This is a genomic window from Rhodococcus sp. BP-316, from assembly GCF_019836105.1.
Taxonomy (GTDB): Bacteria; Actinomycetota; Actinomycetes; order Mycobacteriales; family Mycobacteriaceae; genus Rhodococcoides.
The window spans coordinates 218768-239850 of record NZ_JABUEE010000005.1 but is presented as its reverse complement, the minus strand read 5'-3'; the positions used below and the strand labels follow the sequence as shown (position 1 = coordinate 239850).

Genomic DNA, 21083 nt, shown 5'->3' with positions numbered 1-21083 from the left:
TCGGCCACCCGCGCAGGGCGCGCGCCGACGAAACGTGGCCGAAACGAGCGCCGCCTACTGTCGGATCCTCCAACGACGATGCGGGCGGGTGAACGGGTGTGCTGATCCAGGACGTGCTCGACGTACCGGAACTCGCGCTGCGGCGCCTCGTCGGCACCGACGACCAACTCGGTCGGACCGTGCGGTGGGCCTTCGCGACCGATCTGCCGGACCCGTCGCGCTACATCGTGGGCGGCGAGCTGGTCGTCACCGGCATGGTGTGGCGCCGCGCGCCGGAGGACAGCGATGCCTTCGTGGGGTCGGTCGTCGCTGCGGGCGCTGTGGCGCTCGCGGCGGGCGACGAAGTGTTCGGTTCCGTCCCCGACGACGTGGTGCGTGCGTGCGAGAAGTACTCGCTACCGCTGCTGGCGGTGCCGTCAGCGGTCGCGTTCGCGGACGTCATCGATGCCGTCACCAGCCGGGTGACCGGCGATCGGGTGGCGCGGCTCTCCGCCAGTCTGGCCCGCCAGCACCGATTGCTCACCGCGGTCACCGACGGACGCGCGCTCGCGGACCTCACGCACGAGACGGCGCGGGACACGGGCGTGACCTGCCGGATCATCACCGCGGTGGGCCGGCCCGTGGTGTCCGCCGAGCCGTTGGCCACGGAGGTGGTGGACGCTCTCGTACGGGCTGCGGCGCAGAGTCTTCCGTGCCGCCTGGTCACCGAGAACGCGGTGCGGTCCGTGCTGCCCGTCGGATCGAGTTTCGGTCACCGTGCGACTGCGTGGTACCTCGTCGTGGACGGTGACCACGAGTGCATGGACGGGCAGGTTCTCGAAGCGCTCGGTCAGCTGGCGAGCATCGCGGCCCTCGATCGCGTGCGCGTGGACGACGGCGCGCGGGTGCTGCGCACCATGGCCGACCGCGCGGCCGAACTCCTCGTCGACGGATCCGGAGGGCAGGCGCTGGAACGCATTCGACAGATCGGCGTCGACGTGACAGGAGACGTCGTCGCGCTGGCCGCCACTTCGGATATGCCTGTCGAGGTCCTGGCCGCGGTGCTCACCGACGCAGTGCGGGAGTCGGTCGACGGTGCGGTGAGTGTGGGAGTCACCGACGGGGACCTCGTGATCGGTGTCGTCGGGCTACCTCCCGGTCGGACGTCCACCCGCATGGCCGCCGATCTCGCCCTTGCACTGCGGCGACTCGAGGACACCGTGGCCGGACGGATCGCCGTGGGCGTGGGTACGGCGTCCGAGGCCGCGGCCCTCGTCGGATGTGTGCGGTCGGCGCAACACGCACGCGAGGTCGCCGCGGCGTCGGCCGACCGCATCGCGGTGCGGACCAGCGCGGACACCGGATCGGCCGCCGTCCTGCTCTCGGTGGTGCCGGACGGACTGCGCGCTGCCTATGCCCGGCGGGTGCTCGGCGCGGTACTCGACCACGACAGCCGCACCGACGCGGGACTGCTGGACACGCTGCGGGCGTACCTGCACCACGACGGTTCCTGGAGTCGCACGGCGGACGCCCTTCACGTGCACGTCAACACGGTGCGGTACCGCATCGGACGGGTGGAGGCGCTGACGGACCGAGACCTGGGGACGACGGAGGACCGCACCGACGTCTTCGTCGCGTTGGCCGTGCTCGGGCCTCAGCCGACGACGCTGTAACCCCGCCAGGCGGATCCCGCGTCGGGGGCGTCCTCGCGTTCGACGGTCGCCTGGATGAGCCCGTAGGGACGGTCGTCGGCGTGGAACACCTCGCCGTTGTTCTCGACACCGAACCGGTCGAGGTCGTACAGGAAGTGGTGCTTGTTCGGTGCACTCATCCGGAGCTCCGCGATGAACGGGAATGCCTCCAGCGCAGCGCGTCCCATCGCGAACAGTGTCTGTTGCAACGCGAGCGACTGGAGTGTGGCGAACTGCTCGATCATCACTGCCTTGACGCCGGCATACACCTCGTCCCACGCCACGTCGGTGGTGGTGTAGCGCCACCGGGCCTCGAGCGAGGTGGCCATGACGCGATCATGAGTCGGGGCGAGCACGGTGTAGGAGTCCTCGAGGAAGCCGGCGAACTCGGACCCCGTCGACTTCAGAATGATCAGATCCTTGAAACCTGCAGTGACCCAGGTCTTCTGCTCCGCTCCGGAGCCGCCCACGGTGACCGAGGCGACCCGCGTCTCCTGGCCCTTGCGCACCCAGGTGTGATCGTGGGGGCGGCCGTCCACGGTGACACGCTCCCACGCGTACTCCTCGAGTTCGACCCGCGCCTCCGTCACCGGCTCGACGTCGTCGACGAAATGCCGTGCCAGATCCAGGCCGTACGACTCGAGATGCAGCAGGCCCTTCTCCTTCGCGTAGGCGTACGCGGTCTGCTTCTGGGTGTCCGTCGGCAGGACCGCGCCCTGGTCACCGACGAGATGGGCGGCGGAGAAGTCGCCCCGCAGTGCCGAGGACACGGAGATGTCCCGGATCTCGTGGCGGGCGGTGTCGCGATAGATGCGCACCACCCGGTTCTCGGCCTTGCCGTACTGGTTGGCTCCCAGGACGATGTTCCCGGTCAGATCGGTCATGGGGTCAGCTTCCTCGATAGGTGGAGTACGCGAACGGGGACAGCAGCAGCGGAACATGGTGGTGCGCATCGACATCGAGGACGGTGAAGGTGATGGACACCTCGGGGTAGAAGGTTTGCGTCCCGGACTGCTCGAAGTACGCGGCGGTGTCGAACACGAGTGTGTAGACACCGGCCACCGCGTCGTCCGGGAGCAGTTCCTTGGCGCGCCCCTCCTCGTCGGTGATGCCGGTGGTGACCACGTCGCCGTGCTCGTCGACCACCGCGAGACCCACCCCCGTCGCCGGTGTCCCGTGCACCGCGTCGAGGACGTGGGTGCTGACGCTCACAGTTCGGTCCGCTCGGTCAGCATGCGGGTCAACCTGATTCGATTGATCTTCGCCAGTTCGGTTCTCATCACGCGCCTCTCCGTCTCCGGATCGTTGTCGAGCCTCTCGGTGAGGATAGCGAGAAGCTCCGTCGCAGGGCGGCCCGTCGCACACACCAGGTAGACGTGGCCGAACTTCTCCTCGTAGGTCCGATTCCCCGCCGCGAGCGCGTCCTTGACGCCCTGGTCCGCCTCGCTCACGGCCGCTTGCTCGCGCTGCGACGACGAGCCGGCGGTCACCGAGGCGCCGATACGTGGATGACCGTCGAGTGCGCGGTCGATCTCCGTCTCGGACAGTTCCTCCAACTCGCTGTCGGCGCGTTCCAGGAGGGCCTCGGCGCTGTCGAAGGGGCGACCGACGGCCACCCGGCGCGCCCAGATGGACGACGAGCAGCACTCGAACAAGGCGTGCATCGCGGCGCGATCGGACAGCCGATTGAATCCGTCGAGCCCGAGTGCTTCGTGCAGGAACACGAGCGTTCCCTTCTGTGGTGGGGATCAGGACAGGTCGTTCAGTCTGCCGAAACGCGCCGCGGCGATGGGATTCGCATCGGCGACCAGGTCGTCGAACCGGTGGTTCGCGATCTTCGCGACCTCGATCATGGCGAACGACCGCTCCGCACCCGGTGAGTTCTCCATCCGCGACCACCCGTTGGCGAGCACCCGGTCGTAGTGCTCGGTCTCGGCCGCGCAGATGACGAGGGGGAAGCCGAAGTGATCGCGGTAGGCGGTAGCGAGGTCGACAACCGAGCGATGCTCCTCGTCGCCGAGGTGCGCGAGCGAGACGTGGTCCTTGGCGAACGCGGTGCCGGTGTCGTCCTCGCTGCCCAGATCGGGGAAGGCGCTGATCAGCTCGACCTGCTCCTCCGTGGTGCCTGCGAGCAGGGAATCCTGGAATGCCTCCCGCAGTGCCTGAGCATCCGCGTAGGGACGTTGCTCGTACGCGCGACGCACCACCCAGTCCGATCCCTGCACCACGTCGCCGAACGTCGTCGAGAACTCGTCGAGGCTCATCTCGTTGACGGCGTCGAGGGTGATCGAGTCGCCGGGGGAGCCCGCCACCGTCGCCCCGCGCGAGCCACCCACGTGGAAGAACAGGATGTTGAGGACGATCGCGGTGAACGCACCCAGCACGATGCCGCTCGAGAACAGCAGCTCGAGCCAGCTCGGGACACCCTCCGATACGGTCGGCTGGATCGTGACCAGCATGGCCAGACCGAGACTCGTCGCGACGATGATGAGGTTGCGGTGGTCGGTGAAGTCCACCTTCGACAGCGTCTGGATGCCCACGACCGCCACGGTGGCGAAGAGCGCCAACGCGGCGCCGCCCAGGACGGGTGACGGAATGGACGCGACCACCGCCGCCGTCTTCGGCAGCAGGCCCAGGACGATCATGATGACACCGGCGGCAGCAACCACCCACCGGCTGCGCACGCGAGTCAGGCGCACCAGGCCCACGTTCTCCGAGAACGCCGTGTACGGGAACGAGTTGAAGGAGCCGCCGATCACGGTGGCCACGCCGTCGGCACGCAGGGTGGCGGCGATGTCGTCCTTCGTGATCCGCTTGCCGACGATCTCACCCGTCGCAAAGACGCTGCCCGTCGACTCGACCGCCGTGATCATCAGGACCACGATCATGGAGATGATGGCGATGACACTGAACTTGGGCGCGCCGAACAGGAACGGCTGCGTGAACCCTACCCACGACGCCTCGGAGACACCGTCGAACGTCATGTCGCCCAACACGTACGCGGTGGCGCTGCCGATGACGAGTCCCAGCAGCACGGCGATGGTGGCGGTGAAGCCGCGGAAGAATCGCTGGATCAGCACGATGATCACCAGCGTGCCGATCGCGTAGGCCATCCAGCGGCCGTTCGTCGGATCCTGTTCGTGGGTCGCAGGATTCGTGACGGCGTCGTTGACGGCCACCGGCAGCAGGGCGATACCGATGATGGCGATCACCGTCCCTGTCACCACCGGTGGGAAGAACCTCAGCAGCCTGCTGAACCAGGGGGCGATGAGAAACGTGAACAGGCCCGCCACGATGACGGCGCCGTACACGTACAGCAGGCCCTCGGTCCCGCCGCCGTTCGCCATCGCGATCGCGATGACCGGGCTGACACCTGCGAACGTGACGCCCTGCAGAAGCGGCAGCTTCACGCCGATCTTCCGGAAGCCGACCGCCTGGATGATCGAGGCGATCCCGCACGTGAAGAGGTCGGCGTTGATCAGGTGGATCAACTGCTCGTTGGTGAGCCCGATGGCCCCACCGATGATGATCGGAACCAGCACAGCTCCCGCGTAGAACGCGACGACGTGCTGGAACCCGTAGGCCGCCAGCTTGTGGGCGGGGAGAACCTCGTCGACGGGGTGACGCCGCGTGACGGCGGAGCGAACAGTCATGAGTGGACCTGGTTCCAGGCGAGGGCCGAAAAGGCCTGAGGCGGTGCCCTGCGACGGTGCAGGGCGGCGAGTGACCGGAGTGCGGTGCGATCAGACTCCGCCATGCGGGGCCACCCCGCCAGTCGAGACCGCACAAAGTCGGGGCACCGGTCCGCGCTGGTCGTTGGGTGATCCGCCAACAGGTGGTGAAGAGTGAGGGGCGATGAGCAACCACTATCACCACCTGGTGTTCGGACCCTCGGCGCTGGCGCGGCAGCGCGCGAAGGGCAGCTACACGGCCTACGGTGCGCAGACGGAACGCGGCGACGACGGACCCGACGAACTCGACGGCCGCGAGAAGGTGATCATCCGCGCCGCGGACCAGTTCTACCTGTCGACGGTCACCGAGACCGAATGGCCCTACGTCCAGTACCGCAGCGGGCCGGCCGGGTTCCTGCAGGTGCTCGACGACCACACACTCGCGTTCGCCGACTTCGCCGGGAACAACCAGTACGTGACGGCCGGCAATCTCGACGCGAACGACCGCGTGGCGCTGATCGTCGTGGACTACCCGCGCCGCCAGCGCGTGAAGATCTACGGCCGCGCGACGGTGGTCGAGGGGAGCGCGGACCCGGCCTTGATGGAGCAACTCCGGCAGGTACCCGGCGGCACCGTCGAGTCGCGGTGCGAGCGCAGCGTCGTGATCTCCGTCGAGGCGATCGACTGGAACTGCACCCGCAGCATCATCCCGCGCTACGACCAGGACTACGTGAGCCGGATGGGGGCGCTCTACGAGCGTGACGCTGCGGCGCGGGAGAAGGTGCTGCTCGACCGCATCGCCGAGCTCGAGGCGCGGCTGGAGTAGGCGTGGCACGGGGTGTTCCACTTGCGGGCGCTGGGGGCGGGCTCCCGCGAGTGGGCGCCGAAAGTGGGACGTGGCGCCCGGGAGGTGGAGTTTCTGGTCCTCTCGGCGGCGGACGGGGCGGGATCCCGCGCCATTCGGCGTCGAGCGGAGCGTCACGTGCACGGGGTGTTCCACTCTCGGCCAGTGGGCGCGGGTTCCCGCTCACGTATACGGAAAGTGGGTCGTGGCTCCCGGGAGGTGCTCGACGCGCACTGGCGCCGGGGACGCAGCCCGTGCAGGGTGGTCGCATGACGACGGTCGGCGTGGTGCTCGCGGCGGGTGCGGGCACCCGGTACGGCGCCCCCAAGATCCTGGCGCACGACGGGCTCTGGTTGGACCTGGCGGTGCGGGCGCTGCGCGATGGCGGGTGCGACGAGGTCCTGGTCGTCGTGGGTGCCGCGGCGCCGGAGATGCCTCCCGGCGCGCAGGCCGTGGTGAACGACGAGTGGCGCACCGGCATGGGCAGCTCGGTGCGGGTGGGCCTGCAGGCATGTGAGACGACCGACGCCGACCTCGCGGTGCTGCACCTGGTGGACACCCCCGACATCGGCGCCGAGGTGGTGGGGCGGGTTCTCGACCACGCCGCGAGCACTGGAATCGCGCGGGCCACCTTCGATGACACTCCCGGTCACCCCGTGGTGCTCGCGCGCCGGTGGTGGGCGGAGGTCGCGGAGGCGGCGACGGGGGATCAGGGCGCCCGCACCTTCCTCCGCGGCAACCCCGACGTGATCACCGTCGAGTGCGGGGACCTCGCGACGGGTCGCGATCACGACCGCCCGAGCCCCTGACGATTACGCCGAGGCCCGGCTGGGCACAGGACAGTCATGCCGATGAGTTCGTCCGAAGGTAAGTCCTGGACCCGCGACCGTGTCCACGCCCTGGGGTCCGAGCGACCCGTCTCCGTGCTCGACATCGGACCGGGGGTGGGGACCTACGCGAAACTGCTTGCAGGGCCGCAGCTCTCCCGCATCACCGGTGTCGAGATCTGGGAGCCGTACGTGGAGACCTACCGCCTCCACGAGTACTACGACGAGATCATCCTCGGTGACGCGCGCACGGTGGATCTGCCGACGACGGACGTGGTGATCATCGGCGACGTGGCGGAGCACATGACCGAGGCCGACGCGGTGGCGCTGTGGGCCAAGTGCTGTGCGGTCGCGACGCGGGCGGCGTACCTGTCGATCCCGATCGTCCACTACCCGCAGCACGAGATCGAGGGCAATCCGCACGAGATCCACGTCGACGAGGACTGGAATCACGAGCGCGTGCTGTCCTCCTTCGAGGGCATCGGCGCCTGGGAACTCGGGTCCGAGGTCGGCGTCTACGAACGACTGCTCGCCTGACTGGACCGGAGAAGCCTGCCCAGTTCCTCGAGGTCGTCGACGACGAACTCCCAGTCGTCGGTGGGTTCGGACTCGGTCTGCTGCGGTCCGTGCTCGTGCGGGCGGCGCACGAAGGCGGTCTGTAGTCCGCACCCACGGGCGGCGGCGAGATCATCGTTGTGTGTCGCGACCATCAGGCACTGGCCGGGAGCGAGATCGAGCAACTCCGCCGTCCGCAGATACGACTCGGGAGTCGGCTTGTAGGCCTGCACCACCTCCGCGCCGAGCACCGCGTCCCAGGGGATGCCGGCACGCTTGGCCATGTCGAGGAGCAACGACACGTTGCCGTTGGACAGGGGTGCCACGATGACGGACTCGCGGACGGCTGCGATACCGGCGACCGAGTCCGGCCACGGCGGCAACCGGTGCCACGCCAGAGTCAGATCGTCGACCGCCTCGGTGGGGAGCACGTACTCCGCCAGGAGTTCCACGAGACTCTCGCGGTGCAGCACGTCGAGTTTGGTGAAGGGGCGCTCACCGGTCCGGATCGGTTGCATCGAGGGCTGGTACCTCGCACGCCACCGGTCCGCGAAGTCGCCCGGATCGATGTCGTCGCGTTCGGGGGCGTACTCGTCCAGCCAGCGCCGCACCTCGTCGGCGATACCCCCGCGCCAGTCGACGACGGTGCCGAACACGTCGAAGAGTGCGGCCCTGACCTCTGTCACGACGCGTGCCCGTACGAGCCTGGAGACGGGAACGCCCGCCCTCGTCGATCGGTTCTCACGTGCGGACTGTCGTCGGCCATGAGAGGAGCGTAACGGGGGCGGGCGTCCGGCCGGCTCACTTCAGTTCTGCGAGAACAGTTCCCTGGGTGATGGCGGAGCCGGGCTCGACGGCGAGTCCGGTGACGACGCCGTCCTTGTGGGCGGTGACGGGGTTTTCCATCTTCATGGCCTCGAGGACGGCGATGAGGTCGCCGGCGACGACTTCCTGGCCTTCGGTGACGGCGACCTTGACGACGGTGCCCTGCATGGGTGCGGTGACGGCATCACCGGACGCGGCCGCGCTGCCGGCGCCGCCACGGGTGCGCGCCTTGGGCTTGCGACGAATGACGTTGCCACCGGCAGCAGCGTTGCCGCCGAGCGAGAACTGGCCGGGCAGGGACACCTCGACACGGCGGCCGCCGACCTCGACGACGACGTTCTGTCGGGGTCCGTTCTCGTCGTCCTCGATGGGGGCGCCGGCGGTGAACGGTTCGACGGTGTTGTCCCACTCGGTCTCGATCCACCGGGTGTGGACGTCGAAGGACTGACCGTCGCCGATGAAGGCGGGGTCGGAGACGACGGCGCGGTGGAACGGGATGACGGTGGCGAGGCCCTCGACGCGGAACTCGGCGAGGGCGCGGCGGGAGCGGGCGAGGGCTTCCTCGCGGGTGGCGCCGGTGACGATGAGCTTGGCGAGCATGGAGTCGAACTGGCCGCCGATGACGGAGCCGGACTCGACACCGGAGTCGACGCGCACGCCGGGGCCCTCGGGGGCGACGAAGGTGGTGACCGGTCCGGGAGCGGGGAGGAAGCCGCGGCCGGCGTCCTCGCCGTTGATGCGGAACTCGAAGGAGTGTCCGCGCGGGGTGGGGTCCTCGGTGATGGAGAGTTCGTCGCCGTTGGCGATGCGGAACTGCTGCAGCACCAGGTCGATGCCGGAGGTCTCCTCGGTGACGGGGTGTTCGACCTGCAGGCGGGTGTTGACCTCGAGGAAGGAGACGAGTCCGTCCTGTCCGACGAGGTACTCGACGGTGCCGGCGCCGAAGTAGCCGGCTTCCTTGCAGATGGCCTTGGCGGAGGCGTGGATCTCGGCGCGCTGGTCGTCGGTGAGGAAGGGTGCGGGAGCTTCCTCGACGAGCTTCTGGAAGCGGCGCTGCAGGGAGCAGTCGCGGGTGCCGGCGACGACGACGTTGCCGTGCTGGTCGGCGATGACCTGTGCTTCGACGTGGCGGGGCTTGTCGAGGTAGCGCTCGACGAAGCACTCGCCGCGGCCGAAGGCGGACACGGCTTCGCGGGTGGCGGAGTCGAAGAGCTCGGGGATCTCCTCGCGGGTGCGGGCGACCTTCATGCCGCGTCCGCCGCCGCCGAAGGCGGCCTTGATGGCGATGGGAAGGCCGTGTTCGTCGGCGAAGGCGAGGATCTCGTCGGCGTCCTTGACGGGTTCGGACGTGCCGGGCACGGAGGGGGCCTTCGCGCGGGTGGCGATGTGGCGGGCGGTGACCTTGTCTCCGAGGTCGCGGATGGACTGCGGGGACGGTCCGATCCAGATCAGGCCGGCGTCGAGGACGGCCTGGGCGAAGTCGGCGTTCTCGGAGAGGAAGCCGTAGCCGGGGTGGATCGCATCGGCGCCGGACTTGGCGGCGGCGTCGATGATCTTGTCGATCGCGAGGTAGGACTCGGCGGAGGTCTGACCGCCGAGGGCGAAGGCTTCGTCGGCGAGGCGGACGAAGGGCGCGTCGGCGTCGGGTTCGGCGTAGACCGCGACGGAGGTGTAGCCGGCGTCGGCCGCTGCGCGGATCACACGTACCGCTATCTCACCGCGGTTCGCGACGAGAACCTTGCTGATGCGGGCAGTGGCGTGGCTGGGCACGAAGCCTCCTGTGAGGTCGGGTGGGCCGTCGCGTGGTGTCGCTCCGGCGGACGAGCACGGGCCTTCGCCCGCGCCATCGGTTGGTCATCCTAGTTTCGGAGTGTAGGGGTGAGCTCACTCCGGGCCCGCACGAGGTGTGTCCCGGTGGTCACGACGTCGCTGAGCACGGTCCGCAGTTCTGCCACGAACCGGTGGACGGCAGCGGTGGCGACCTCGCTGCTGGGGAACCGGGCCGAGATGTTGACGCCCTGCGGAGTGCGATGCACCCACAGGTAGACGTCGTGGTCGTACTTCCTGCTCCGCAGTGCGCGCGCGTTGACATCGGGCCACGTCCGCGCGTCGGGTGCGAAGCGCACGTCCATGAAGGAGACGACGAAACGCGGGGTGTCGTGCAGGTCGATCGCCTCGGCGACGAGATCGAGGGGGACACGCGAGATCGGACGGGTGCGTGCGATCTCGGCTCCGGCGCGCACGACGACGTCTCCGAACGACTCGCCGTCCGCGACGTCGAACGCGAGGGGAGCCACGCCGACGAACCAGCCGAGGGACGCGGCCCACGACGGGTCGTGACGGGTGTGCATCGGGGTGACCGTACGGAAACGCCCCGCACCGGACACGGCAGCCGCCGCAGCGCCCATCGAGGCCATGAGGCCGGCGGAGAAGCCCGGACCGGCGCGGCGGCACGCCACGGTGAACGCGTCCGCCTCCTCGGGCGAGAGGACCCACGCGGACAGTCCGGCCTGCGGGATCGGCACCTCCGGGACGGGTCCGATGTCGAGCGGGAAGGACGGGAATCGTCCCCCGTCCTCGGCGAGGAAGTTCGCCCACTCCACGGCGGCGTCGTGCGTCCGGTCGACCCCGCTGCAGAGGGTGCGCTCGAGTTCGCCGAAATCGAGGTAACTGCCGGTGGGGAAGAGCCCTGCCGGGGCGCCGGTGGTCTCCTGCTCGTAGAGGCGGGTGAGTTCGTGCGCGATGAGCACGATGGACAGCCCGTCGATGATCGAGTGATCGGCCGCGAAGAACACGGTGAAGTGGTCCGGCACTGCGTCGCTGCCGGAGTGTCCGGTGGGTTCGAGAGTGACGAACGCGTACGACGGCCACACCAGCGGCGACGTGTACTCGTCGAACAGGTGCTGCAGATGCTCGTACACCTCGCCGGCCTGCGTGCACGCGTCCTGCTGGATGACCCAGATGTCGGTGGCACCGACCGGAGCCGTCACGCGTGAGAGCACGCCCGTGTCGGGGTCGACGGTGGCGTTGGACCGCATACCCTCGTGCCGGTCGATCCACGCCAGCACCGCGCGCCGGAACGCGGCGGTGTCGAGCGGGCCCGCGATGTCGAACGCGGTGCCGAGCCACGACTCGCGACCGGCGGACGGCCTGGCCAGTGTGCGACGCAGGTGCGCCTCGTGCACGTAGGAGGTGGGCCGATCGTCGGGCAGCCACCCCGCGTCCTCCGGCGTCGATGCGTGCGGACCGACACTCGGGATCCATTCGGTGAGGGTGCCTGCCGGAATCGGGTAGTCGACCAGTTCGGTGAACTCCACGATTCGGCTGTCCTTCCACACCGGCGCGGCGCCCCGTACGGACGCCGCTCTCGGTACCTCAGTCTACCGCTGAGAGCGACATTGTCCGAACAAAGCGGCGAGTCAGGAACGCAGGTGCTGTTTGACGCGGCTGAGCATCGCCGACATCCCGCGCAGCCGTAGCGGACTCACGGCCGCCGCGAGTCCCAGCTCGGTGTAGAAGTCGTCCGGGACGTCGAGGATGTCGTCGGCGGGAAGACCGTCGAGCCCCTGCGCCAGGATCGACGCGAAGCCGCGCGTGGTCGGTGCCTCCGGCGGGGCGCTGAAGTACAGGCGCACCGCAGACCGGTCGGACGAGTCCACCGACAGGAACAGCGGTGACTGGCACTCCGGGACGGGCTCCATCGCGGCCTGCTCGAGACCTGCGGGCAAGGCCGGCAGCTCCTTGCTGAACTCGAGCAGCATCGTGATCTTGTCCTGGCCCTCGACGGCCGCGAAGTCGTCGACGATCTCGGCCAGCGGCGCGGGCAGTGTTCCGCTCACTGCAGGGCTCCGGGCTCCTCGCCGCGCGCGATCGGTGTGCGCACGGCGTTGCCCCACTCGGTCCAGGAACCGTCGTAGTTCCGGACGTTCTCGTAGCCGAGCAGATGCGTCAGCACGAACCACGTGTGCGACGACCGCTCGCCGATGCGGCAGTACGCGATGACGTCGGCGTCGGCGGACACGTCCCCGTAGACCTCGTCGAGCTCGGTGCGGGACTTGAACCGGCCGTCGGGTGCCGCGGCCTTCGCCCACGGGATGCTCAGCGCTGTCGGGATGTGTCCACCGCGCAGCGCGCCCTCGTCGGGGTAGTCGGGCATGTGGGTGCGCTCGCCGGTGTACTCGGCGGGGGACCGCACATCGACCAGCGGGCCGGATCCGAGGTGTGCGAGGACGTCGTCCTTGAACGCACGGATGGCGGCGTCGTCGCGCTCGACGACGGGGTAGTCCGCCCCGGAGATGTCGGGGACGTCGAGTGTGGTGTCGCGGTTCTCGGCGAGCCAGGCGTCGCGTCCACCGTCCAGCAGGCGCACGTCCTCGTGGCCGAACAGGGTGAAGACCCACAGCGCGTACGCGGCCCACCAGTTGCTCTTGTCGCCGTAGATGACGACGGTGTCGTCGCGCGAGATGCCCTTGCGGTTCATCAGGTCGGCGAACTTCTCGCCGTCGACGTAGTCGCGCGTGACGGGGTCGTTCAGGTCGAGATGCCAGTCGATCTTGACCGCGCCGGGGATGTGGCCGACGTCGTAGAGGAGCACGTCCTCGTCGGACTCGACGACCTTGAGTCCGGGCGTGCCGATGTTGGCGGAGAGCCACTGCGTCGTGACGAGTCGTTCGGGGTGCGCGAACGACGCGAAGGCGGGGTGGGGATCTGGCGCGACGGACACGTGCGTCTCCTGAGGTTGTCAGACGGGGGGTCGAACTGATTGTGCGTGACCACACGATCCTAGGGCGCGCGTCGGGACGGCGTCAGACGCTGGTGTCGTCGATCCCGTCACGATGCGCCGCGGCGCTCTCCCACAGATCGGCGATGCCGACACCCACCTCGGCGAGCAACCGGCGTACCAGCGGCAGCCCGATACCGATGACGGACGACGGGTCACCCTCGATGCCGTCGACGAACCAGCCACCGAGACCGTCGAGGGTGAACGCGCCCGCGACGGCGAGTGGCTCGCCCGAGCGAAGGTATGCCTCGAGGTCCCGCTCGGTCGGCGAGGAGAAGTGCACCGTGGTCCCGCAGTGGGCCGCGCCGCGTGCGGTCACCCGGCCGTCGTCGAGCCGTAGGACGCAGTGACCGGTGAGCAGGTCACCGCTCGCACCGGCCATCGCCGCCCAGCGTTCGCGAGCGACGGCGACGTCTCGTGGTTTGCCCACGAGGTCGCCGCCGATCGACAGCATGGAGTCGCAGCCCACGACGACGACGGTGCCGGTCGACAGCTCCGGATCGTGGGCGAGAGCCTCTGCGATCACGGCCGCCTTGGCCGCGGCCAGCTCGGTGACCACCACCTCGTGGGGGGAGTCGGAGGGCAGTGCTGCGGCGACCGCGTCCTCGTCGACGTCCGAGACCCGGACGATCGGATCCACCCCGGCTGCCCGCAACACGGACAGGCGGGCGGGCGAGCGCGACGCGAGTACGAACCGGACCGTCACCGCGGTCCGGTGACCCCGGTGGTGAACGAGTAGGGCGAGAAGGCCGTGCCCGCGCGGTGCATGGTGGACGGGCGACCCCAGTGATCGAGCACGGGGATCTCGGTCGGCCCGGCGTCGGCCGTGGCGGCGGACAGGACGGCCACGAGGGCGGCGATCTCCTCGTCGGTCGGGTTGCCCGACTCGACGCGCAGGAAGGGCGCCGAGGGAGCGGTCTCGTCCGTACCGGACTCGGTCCGGTCGTCGGCTGATGTCACGAAGCGTCTCCTCCAGGTGCAGGTGTTCCCCGAACTCTAGGGGACGGTGACCGGCGCGTCGGCCGCGGTCCGGGTGTCCACCGCGAACCGTAGGGCGGCCTCGCACGGCTGGGCGACGAGTGCGAGGTGGTCCGTGACGGCGGCCACGAAGGCCTCGATCGTGGTGCGGGCGGTCGGGTTGTCGGGGAACCGGCTCCGCAGTGCGAGACCGTCCGCGGTGCGGGAGATCCAGAACTGCGCGTCGTCGGAGACGGTGACGTTGGAGATGTGGTGGGCGTCGATGCTGCGCAGCAGGTCGTGTCCGGGGGCCGACCGGTAGTCGACGTAGGACACCATGAAGACGTCCTTGCGCGGGCGCCGGAGTCCGCCCGCGGCCTCGACCACGCGGGCGATGGGCACCTCGCCCAGCGCGACCGCGCGTCGCACCGCCGGACCGGCCGAGCGGATCGTGGCCCTCAGGTCGCTCTCGGTGACCACCTCGAGCGGCGCGTTGGTGACGAACCAGCCGACGGACGACCGCCATGCCGCGGATCGACGGGTGTGCAGCGGGAACAGCAGGGGAACCGTGGCGCCACCACCGAGGTCGCGTACCGCGTGCGCCATGGCCGCGAGCACACCGGCGTAGAGGCTGGCCCCGTCGGCCCGGCACCCGGTCTCGGCCGCGTCGGCCTCCCGTGCGGTGAGCAGGGTGTCGACGCGGACCGCACAGCGGTCCGTGCGCCCGTGTGGGACTCCGAGATCGAGAGGGAACTGCGGCGGAGCGCCGGCGCCCGCGTGCAGGAAGTCGACCCACGTGCGGAGCCGGTCGTCCTCGAGGTCGATCGGCGTGCCCGCGGACTCGGCTGCGCAGTAGTCGACGAAGTCACCCGGATCCGGCGCGGTCTCCGGCTCGCCGAGATAGCCCCGACGGACGTCGTCGATGACGACCGCCAGCGAATACGCGTCGACGTGCGCGTGATCGAACCCGCACACCACCGTGGAGACGTCCGGACGATCGATGGCGAGGAAGGTGTAGGCCGGTGCGGAGAAGGGAGCGCACGCGGAATCGAGCGCGCCGCGCACGACGCGGTGTGCCTCCGGGACGGACGGGACCGCGATGTCCGGTCGTCGTCGGAGGGTGAGCGCACCCTGCGGATGGTTCACGCGTGACGGACCGGAGTCGGACCGCACGAACCCGGTCCGGAGCGAACCGTGGCGTGCGACCAACCGCTCGAGAGAACGCTCCAGGGCATCGGTGTTCAGCGGCCCCGGGACGTCGAACGATGCTGCGAGCCACGTGCTGCCGTCGTCGACGTCGGCGAGGTGCGCACTCTGGTTGAACGACGGCGGGACCGTCGACGGGACGGGTTCGGCGTCGGAACGCACGAGCCACTGCAGGACGACGCCGGGGCGCGGGGCCCAGGCGTCCACTCCGATCACGTGCACGCGCCACCACCGACGACGCGGTTCCCGTCCCGCGCGACCGTCTGCAGGACCTCCCGCAGGTGCTGGTGGTATCGCGCCACCTGCCGCTGAGCCTCGGGCGTCGCGGGAGTCTGCGACCCGAGATAGAAGTGGCGATCGTCCCGGTTGAACCACATGGACGCGTTCGCGGTGCGGCCCTCGCCGGTGAACAGGATCGCGTCGTCGTCGGCCTCGGAGCCGTGGCCGGGGAACCAGCGGAAATCGATGTAGGACAACAGGTGCGGGCTCGATGCCAGTCCGGCGCCGCCGACACCGGACTCGAAGAGCAGCTGCAGCACCTTCCCGATCGGCGCTGCCGCGGTGGCCTTCGTGCGGGCGTAGGCCTCGCTCGCCCGACCGACGAGGGTGCGGAAGTCGCCGGCGCCCGCCACGGGGAACGTCACGGGCGCGAAATTGCAGAACCAGCCCTGGGACAGGGCGAAGTCCCCGAGGTGGCGGGTACCGAGCACGGTGATGCCGGCGTAGTCGTCGCGGCCCGCGAGCTCGTGATCGGTGATCGCGACCGCGGCGAACAGGCCCGTGACGAACTTCCCACCCGCCTCCCGGCACGCGGCGTCGAAGGCCGCGGTGTCGTCCGCGCCCAGCAGGTCCATCTCGATCGGTTCGACGGGAGCGGTCTCACCCGGTGCGAGTCCGAGGTCGAGCGGGAAGGACGGCATCGCGCCGCCGTGGGCTCGCACGACGTCGATCCACTCGGCCAGCTCGGGGGAGTCGGCGTCGACGGCCTCGGCCTTCTCGTTCTCGATCGCGACGTGCTCGAGGAAGCTCCCGGTCCACGCCGAGATGTCGGTGGGTGCACGGTTCGACTGCGCCGCGCGATAGAGATCGATCAGCTCCGCCAGGACCAGGACTTGCGAGGCGCCGTCGGAGAACGCGTGGTCCGCTCCGTAGTAGAGCGTGAATCCCCCCGGTCGCGCCACCGCCCCGAACGCCACGGCGGGCCAACTCAGGGGTGTGGCGTCCCGCGAGAGCCGATCGCGCACGTAGTCGAGGAACTGGTCGGGCGCCGAGCACTCGCCCGCGGAGACGGCCCGCAGGCGCGCGGCCGCCGGGGGAACGCGGCGCCGCACGACCGCGCCGCCGTCCGTCTCGAACCATGTCTGCAGTCCCTCGTGGCGCAGGAGGAACTGCTCGAAGGCGAGGGTCAACGCGGCGACGTCGAGATCTCCGGCGACCTCGGTCGCGGAGCCGAGGTACGCGGTGTGCGTGCCTCCCCGGTCCGCCACCGCGCGCACACCGCGAACATGGTTCTCCTGCAGGAACGACGGCGGGGTGGGATCGACCGGTGCGGACTCGACGAGCGGCCGTGCGTCGTCGACCGGATGCCACTCGAGCAGTTCGCCGGGTGCGGGTTTCCAGTTGCGCATCGCCGTGATGATCATGCGTGCACCGTCCTGTCCGCCCCGCTCTCGACGACGGCGCCGGCGGACTCGCGCAACACCTCCTGGAATCGGGCGAGGTAGGCGTGCACGTTGCGGACCGCCTCCTCGTGGCCCGGGAACCGGGCCGCGATGCTGAGGCCGAGCGGCGTGCGGAGAATCCAGAAGTAGACCTCGTCGCGGGAGGCGGTGGCACTGCGGAGTGTGCGCGTGTTCCACAGCGGCCACGACTCGGCATCGGGGGTGTGCCGCAGATCGAGGTAGGACACCACGAACTGCGGCACCGAGTCCACGTTCAGCAGCCGCGCGACACGGGAGTACGGCTGGCGTGCATAGCCCTTGACGGCGTCCAGGCCGGCGGCGGCGCGGCGCACGGCGTCGTCCACGTCCGAGCCGGGGTCGACGTGGACGTCGACCGGCACCACTCCCACGTACCAGCCGACCGATTCGGCGTACTGGGGCTCGAAGCGCGTGTGCATGGGCATGGTCACACGCAGTCGGCGTTCACCCGCGAGGTCGCGGGAGGTCAGTGCCAGCGCACCGACCACGGCCGCGGTCATGGACGCACCCCGCGCGCGGGTGTGTGCGGCGAGCGCGTCGGTGTCCGCCGCACTCAACAGGTAGCGGGAGAGACTGCTCTGCCGCTCGGGACCGTGCTCGTCGTCGGCGCCGACCGGGAGGGGGAACGGGGGGAAGCTGCCGTCGGAGAGGAAGGACGACCAGGTGCGGACCACCTCGTGGTCGGGGGTCAGGCAGTCACCGGTCTCCCGGTCGACGACGCTGAAGTCGAGATGACTGCCGATCGCCGCCAGCCGTGGATCGCGCGCGTGGATCTCGAACTCGTACAGCCGGCGGAGTTCGCTGACGGCCAACAGCATCGAGTACGCGTCCATGACGGAGTGGTCGGCTCCGAAGACGAGCAGGAACCGGTCCGTCTCGTCGTCCTCCTCGGTCGACGAACTCGGGGCGATGTCCTCGACCGTGGCGACCACGCAGTGCGGCCACCGGAACGGCGACAGGGTGCGGGCGAAGAAGTCCGAGACGTCGGCGTGCACGTCGGATCCCGTGCGCCGACGCCCGAGTACACGCGGAACCACGTCCACCGCATCCTCCGGGACGGTGGAGCGGGCGAGACGGGCGCCGCCGTCGGCGTCGACGCCGTCCGTCGTGACCGTCGAGCGGAAGGTCTCGTGGCGAGAGGTCCACGCGCGCAGAGCACGACGCAGCGCCTCGGCGTCGTACCGGTCGTGGATCTCGAACACCGCCCCGATCCAGGCGGCGCCGATCTCGTCCGAGGATCCCGTGGCAGCCTTGGCGAGGCTGTGACGGCAATGTTCTTCGTGCGTGTAGGCCAGTGGTCGGTCGTCCCGATACCAGCGGTCGGTCGCGGTGACGGTGGGGATCCACTCGGTCACCACGCCCCGGGGGAGCGGGTGATCGGCGAGCTCGGTGAATTCCATCTTCGGTCTCACGTCCGTTCGGGTCGAGATCGCAGGGTCGGGAAGTGGAGCGGTGCGCTCAGGGCATTCCGCGATCGGTGCGGGGGCGCAGGAGATGTCGCGCGGAGAAGGATCCGCTGTCGCTGTCGTAGGCGCGGATCATCACGAGTCGGCAGGCGTGGAGTACGGACACCCCCGGCACGTACAGCACGAGCGCTGCCGCCGCGAGCGCGTGGCGTCGATGCAGTCGCAGGGTTCGGGGGAGGCACGCCATGTAGCGGACGAAGGACCGCATTCCCGATTCCATTCGGCGCGGCGACACTCCCACGGTGAGGGAGGGCAGAAAGGCGTTGCGCCCGCCCGACTCCTGGACGCAGAGCCCCATGTCGACGTCCTCGAAGACGTCGCGGCGCAGCGAGACGTCCTCGCGGATCAGCTTCCACGTCTCGCGGCGCAGGATCATGTTCGAGCCGTACAGGACCGGAACGTCGCGGACCTCCGGGGTGGACGGCGACCGCCGGGCGAGCGGTGACCACCGCGCCTTGATGCGGGCGGCCGCGTCGCCGTAGGGCAGCTCGTACGCCTCACCGCGTCCGCACGCGGCGGCCCAGTGCTGATCGACGTCGGCGGCGAAGAAGTCGAGAATCGTTGCCGCCCAGTCATCGGGCACGCGGGTGTCGGCATCGATCCGGGCGACGAGATCCCCGGACGCCGCATCCATACCGGCGTTCCGGGCGAAGACGAGACCCTGCTGCTTCTCGGTCACCACGCGGATCTCGGGGTGGTCCGTGGCATGTCGTCGCACGATGTCACGGGTGCCGTCCGCGGAGTTGTTGTCCACGACGATGATCTCGGTGATGCAGTCGAGCTGGGTGCACAGCAGGTCCAGGCACGCGCCGATGCACTCCTCCTCGTCGAATGCCGGGACGACGACGGACAGGGACAGTCGGTTCATCGGGAGGTCTCCGTTCGCGAGGCGGTCGGGTGCAGCGGGGCCGTGCGGCGCTGCGCTGCCGCCTCGACGAGGTCGGCGCACCGCCGGACCGCATCGGTGGGCGAGACGAGGGAATCCGCGAGACGCTCTGCAGCAGAACGTGTCCGTGGGTGGAGCACCCGGGCCAGAGCGGCATCGAGCGAGGCGGAGGACGCCGATCGTGCGGCGACGCTCGCGCCGACTCGCGAGGCGACGACGCGTCGTCCCCACAGGGGTTGATCGGCACCGACGTGACACACGAGGGTGGGTCGACCGGCGCGCAGACCGGCGGCGGTGGACCCGGCGCCGCCGTGGTGGACGACGGCCTCGCACTGCGGGAGCACCGCGGTGTGGTCGACGGCCGACACCGAGAGGACATCGTGCCCGAACTCGCCGGAACCGGGGGCGTTCTCGCGCAGCAGCCGGTCGTCCCAGCCGCCGACGAGCAGAACGCGTCTCCCGGCACGCCGAACGGCAGCGACGAGTTCGTCGAGAAGAGCCGCGCCGCCGGGGACCGTCATGCTGCCGAACCCGATGTACACCGGTGGTGTGCCCGCGCGGAGCCAGGAATCGAGACCGTCGGTGACCGGGGCAGCTCGCTGCACCGCGGCGCGAGTGCGGGCGTCGGGATGCAGGAAACCGGTGAGAGGTCGCGCCGGGCCCCATTCCTCCGTGAGCCCGGGGAACAGCGCCGCGTCGTACGCCTGGATTTCGGTGACGCCGGAACGCGCCAGCGCCCCGGCGACACTGGATGTCATGGGCGGAAGTCCGAGTTCTGCTCGGAGGGTGGTGTGCGCACCGCGGGAGGCGCGCCACAGTGTGGTGTCGAGCGCCCACCACGCCGCGCGGTGCACGAACCCCGGGAGGGCCGACGGTACCGGGACGACGGAGGCGACGCCGTTGCTGCGAACCGGGCAGAAGTGCAGGGGTGCGTAGGGGATCGAGTGCACCTCGGCGACGTCGTACGCGCTCTCCTGACCGACGGACGACCCCACGAGTACATCGCTGCCGGCGGCCAGGTCGGTCAGTGCGGCTCGCGCGGCGCGACCTCCCGCGACGGTGATGGCCGTGACGGCTGCCAACCGGCGGCGCGGGTTGCGCGAGGCCATGTCTCGGGTCACGAGGGGCGAGGTGAGCAGCTCCGCGGTGTCCACACCGCACGGGCGAGCATCGAGGCCGGCGGACGCGGCGAAGGCGACGAGGTTCGGCGGAACGGCGAGCACCACCCGGTGTCCACGTCGTTCCAGCTCGGTGGCCAGGACGACGCCGGGCTGCACGTCGCCTCTACTTCCTTGAAATGCCAACGTGACCTGCATGTCTCACCCCCTCGAGCGTTGCTCCGCGACCCCCGCGCGCCGAGCGTCCGCAACTGATGACCTCCGCGAACTGTTCGTGGAACGACCATTGCAGACATGGTGGGACTCCGCCAATCGTGACGTCCTACGCCACACCGACACGCCAGGGTGACGAGTGTCTCGCTGTCCGAGTTGCGATCGGGCCCGTCGTGACATCCCACGCCGCTGCGCCGACCCGACCTCCTTGTTCGGCGTATTCGGCTGTCAGCCTTGACAAGTCGACTGCGGCGCTGCTTGTGACCAGCGTGCGTTCCCGACCTCGAGGTCTGTCCGTGGTCCAGTTCTCGGATCGGCACCACGACATGCCGTCCCGTGCGTCGAATGGTACGAACAAGTGACAC

The 21083-nt window shown here is 69.8% G+C and carries 20 protein-coding genes; 4 read left to right on the top strand and 16 right to left on the bottom strand.

What is annotated here, in order from left to right:
• The first annotated feature begins 98 nt into the window (after positions 1-98).
• Complete coding sequence (locus HQ312_RS11920; protein ID WP_222638703.1) at positions 99-1652, top strand: PucR family transcriptional regulator; 1554 nt, start codon at positions 99-101, stop codon at positions 1650-1652.
• Here the strand turns inward: HQ312_RS11920 and pucL are convergent.
• Genes pucL through HQ312_RS11900 form a run of 4 tightly spaced genes read right to left on the bottom strand, consistent with a single transcriptional unit; the run spans position 1634 to position 5323 of the window.
• Positions 1634-2554: a factor-independent urate hydroxylase gene (gene pucL / locus HQ312_RS11915; protein WP_222638702.1), complete on the bottom strand. Its 921-nt coding sequence runs from the start codon at positions 2552-2554 to the stop codon at positions 1634-1636. The two genes, HQ312_RS11920 and pucL, sit on opposite strands and share 19 nt — an antisense overlap.
• A gap of 4 nt (positions 2555-2558) precedes the next feature.
• A complete protein-coding gene (gene uraH / locus HQ312_RS11910; RefSeq protein ID WP_027503685.1) occupies positions 2559-2882 on the bottom strand; it encodes a hydroxyisourate hydrolase in 324 nt (107 codons plus the stop codon).
• Entirely contained in the window at positions 2879-3388 is a 510-nt protein-coding gene (gene uraD / locus HQ312_RS11905; RefSeq protein WP_222638783.1) for a 2-oxo-4-hydroxy-4-carboxy-5-ureidoimidazoline decarboxylase, read from the bottom strand. Before uraD ends, uraH begins: the two co-directional genes overlap by 4 nt.
• Positions 3389-3418: 30 nt before the next feature.
• A complete protein-coding gene (locus HQ312_RS11900) occupies positions 3419-5323 on the bottom strand; it encodes a solute carrier family 23 protein (protein ID WP_222638701.1) in 1905 nt (634 codons plus the stop codon).
• Positions 5324-5525: 202 nt separating this feature from the next.
• Between HQ312_RS11900 and HQ312_RS11895 the strand changes: the two genes are divergently transcribed.
• The 3 genes from HQ312_RS11895 (at position 5526) to HQ312_RS11885 (ending at position 7549) form a co-directional block, all read left to right on the top strand.
• Positions 5526-6167 carry a pyridoxamine 5'-phosphate oxidase family protein gene (locus HQ312_RS11895; RefSeq protein ID WP_222638700.1) on the top strand — a complete coding sequence of 214 codons (642 nt, stop codon included), beginning with the start codon at positions 5526-5528 and terminating at the stop codon, positions 6165-6167.
• Between the two features lie 287 nt (positions 6168-6454).
• Positions 6455-6994, top strand: a complete 540-nt coding sequence (locus HQ312_RS11890; RefSeq protein WP_027503681.1) for an NTP transferase domain-containing protein — start codon at positions 6455-6457, stop codon at positions 6992-6994.
• Positions 6995-7036: 42 nt separating this feature from the next.
• Positions 7037-7549, top strand: coding sequence for a bifunctional 2-polyprenyl-6-hydroxyphenol methylase/3-demethylubiquinol 3-O-methyltransferase UbiG (locus HQ312_RS11885; RefSeq protein ID WP_222638699.1), 513 nt, complete (start codon positions 7037-7039; stop codon positions 7547-7549).
• On the opposite strand, the gene HQ312_RS11880 is transcribed toward HQ312_RS11885, so the two are convergent.
• From HQ312_RS11880 to HQ312_RS11825, 12 genes are all read right to left on the bottom strand, one after another.
• Positions 7528-8253: a haloacid dehalogenase type II gene (locus HQ312_RS11880; RefSeq protein ID WP_222638698.1), complete on the bottom strand. Its 726-nt coding sequence runs from the start codon at positions 8251-8253 to the stop codon at positions 7528-7530. The two genes, HQ312_RS11885 and HQ312_RS11880, sit on opposite strands and share 22 nt — an antisense overlap.
• A 115-nt stretch (positions 8254-8368) precedes the next feature.
• The gene (locus HQ312_RS11875; RefSeq protein ID WP_222638697.1) at positions 8369-10162 is read right to left on the bottom strand and encodes an acetyl/propionyl/methylcrotonyl-CoA carboxylase subunit alpha; all 1794 of its coding nucleotides are present in this window, start codon (positions 10160-10162) and stop codon (positions 8369-8371) included.
• Positions 10163-10251: 89 nt separating this feature from the next.
• Positions 10252-11709 carry a condensation domain-containing protein gene (locus HQ312_RS11870; RefSeq protein ID WP_027506909.1) on the bottom strand — a complete coding sequence of 486 codons (1458 nt, stop codon included), beginning with the start codon at positions 11707-11709 and terminating at the stop codon, positions 10252-10254.
• Positions 11710-11811: 102 nt separating this feature from the next.
• Positions 11812-12231, bottom strand: a complete 420-nt coding sequence (locus HQ312_RS11865) for a SufE family protein (protein WP_037186768.1) — start codon at positions 12229-12231, stop codon at positions 11812-11814.
• Positions 12228-13115: a sulfurtransferase gene (locus HQ312_RS11860; protein ID WP_027506907.1), complete on the bottom strand. Its 888-nt coding sequence runs from the start codon at positions 13113-13115 to the stop codon at positions 12228-12230. Before HQ312_RS11860 ends, HQ312_RS11865 begins: the two co-directional genes overlap by 4 nt.
• A gap of 82 nt (positions 13116-13197) precedes the next feature.
• Positions 13198-13878, bottom strand: a complete 681-nt coding sequence (locus HQ312_RS11855) for a Maf family nucleotide pyrophosphatase (protein WP_222638696.1) — start codon at positions 13876-13878, stop codon at positions 13198-13200.
• Positions 13875-14132: an acyl-CoA carboxylase subunit epsilon gene (locus HQ312_RS11850; RefSeq protein WP_027506905.1), complete on the bottom strand. Its 258-nt coding sequence runs from the start codon at positions 14130-14132 to the stop codon at positions 13875-13877. The genes HQ312_RS11855 and HQ312_RS11850 overlap by 4 nt, the downstream gene beginning before the upstream one ends.
• A 36-nt stretch (positions 14133-14168) precedes the next feature.
• Entirely contained in the window at positions 14169-15557 is a 1389-nt protein-coding gene (locus HQ312_RS11845; protein WP_222638695.1) for a condensation domain-containing protein, read from the bottom strand.
• Positions 15548-16978, bottom strand: a complete 1431-nt coding sequence (locus tag HQ312_RS11840) for a condensation domain-containing protein (protein ID WP_222638694.1) — start codon at positions 16976-16978, stop codon at positions 15548-15550. The genes HQ312_RS11845 and HQ312_RS11840 overlap by 10 nt, the downstream gene beginning before the upstream one ends.
• A complete protein-coding gene (locus HQ312_RS11835) occupies positions 16975-18435 on the bottom strand; it encodes a condensation domain-containing protein (RefSeq protein ID WP_222638693.1) in 1461 nt (486 codons plus the stop codon). The genes HQ312_RS11840 and HQ312_RS11835 overlap by 4 nt, the downstream gene beginning before the upstream one ends.
• Before the next feature lie 58 nt (positions 18436-18493).
• Positions 18494-19369 carry a glycosyltransferase family 2 protein gene (locus HQ312_RS11830; RefSeq protein WP_056447737.1) on the bottom strand — a complete coding sequence of 292 codons (876 nt, stop codon included), beginning with the start codon at positions 19367-19369 and terminating at the stop codon, positions 18494-18496.
• Positions 19366-20703: a glycosyltransferase gene (locus HQ312_RS11825; protein ID WP_222638692.1), complete on the bottom strand. Its 1338-nt coding sequence runs from the start codon at positions 20701-20703 to the stop codon at positions 19366-19368. The genes HQ312_RS11830 and HQ312_RS11825 overlap by 4 nt, the downstream gene beginning before the upstream one ends.
• Positions 20704-21083 lie beyond the last annotated feature (380 nt).

Bases quoted from the DNA above. Each gene is read 5' to 3' on its own strand.
- pucL (WP_222638702.1), bottom strand. From the start codon at position 2,554: ATGACCGATCTGACCGGGAACATCGTCCTGGGAGCCAACCAGTACGGC.
- HQ312_RS11900 (WP_222638701.1), bottom strand. From the start codon at position 5,323: ATGACTGTTCGCTCCGCCGTCACGCGGCGTCACCCCGTCGACGAGGTT.
- HQ312_RS11895 (WP_222638700.1), top strand. From the start codon at position 5,526: ATGAGCAACCACTATCACCACCTGGTGTTCGGACCCTCGGCGCTGGCG.
- HQ312_RS11890 (WP_027503681.1), top strand. From the start codon at position 6,455: ATGACGACGGTCGGCGTGGTGCTCGCGGCGGGTGCGGGCACCCGGTAC.
- HQ312_RS11885 (WP_222638699.1), top strand. From the start codon at position 7,037: ATGAGTTCGTCCGAAGGTAAGTCCTGGACCCGCGACCGTGTCCACGCC.
- HQ312_RS11840 (WP_222638694.1), bottom strand. From the start codon at position 16,978: ATGATCATCACGGCGATGCGCAACTGGAAACCCGCACCCGGCGAACTG.
- HQ312_RS11835 (WP_222638693.1), bottom strand. From the start codon at position 18,435: ATGGAATTCACCGAGCTCGCCGATCACCCGCTCCCCCGGGGCGTGGTG.
- HQ312_RS11830 (WP_056447737.1), bottom strand. From the start codon at position 19,369: ATGAACCGACTGTCCCTGTCCGTCGTCGTCCCGGCATTCGACGAGGAG.
- HQ312_RS11825 (WP_222638692.1), bottom strand. From the start codon at position 20,703: ATGCAGGTCACGTTGGCATTTCAAGGAAGTAGAGGCGACGTGCAGCCC.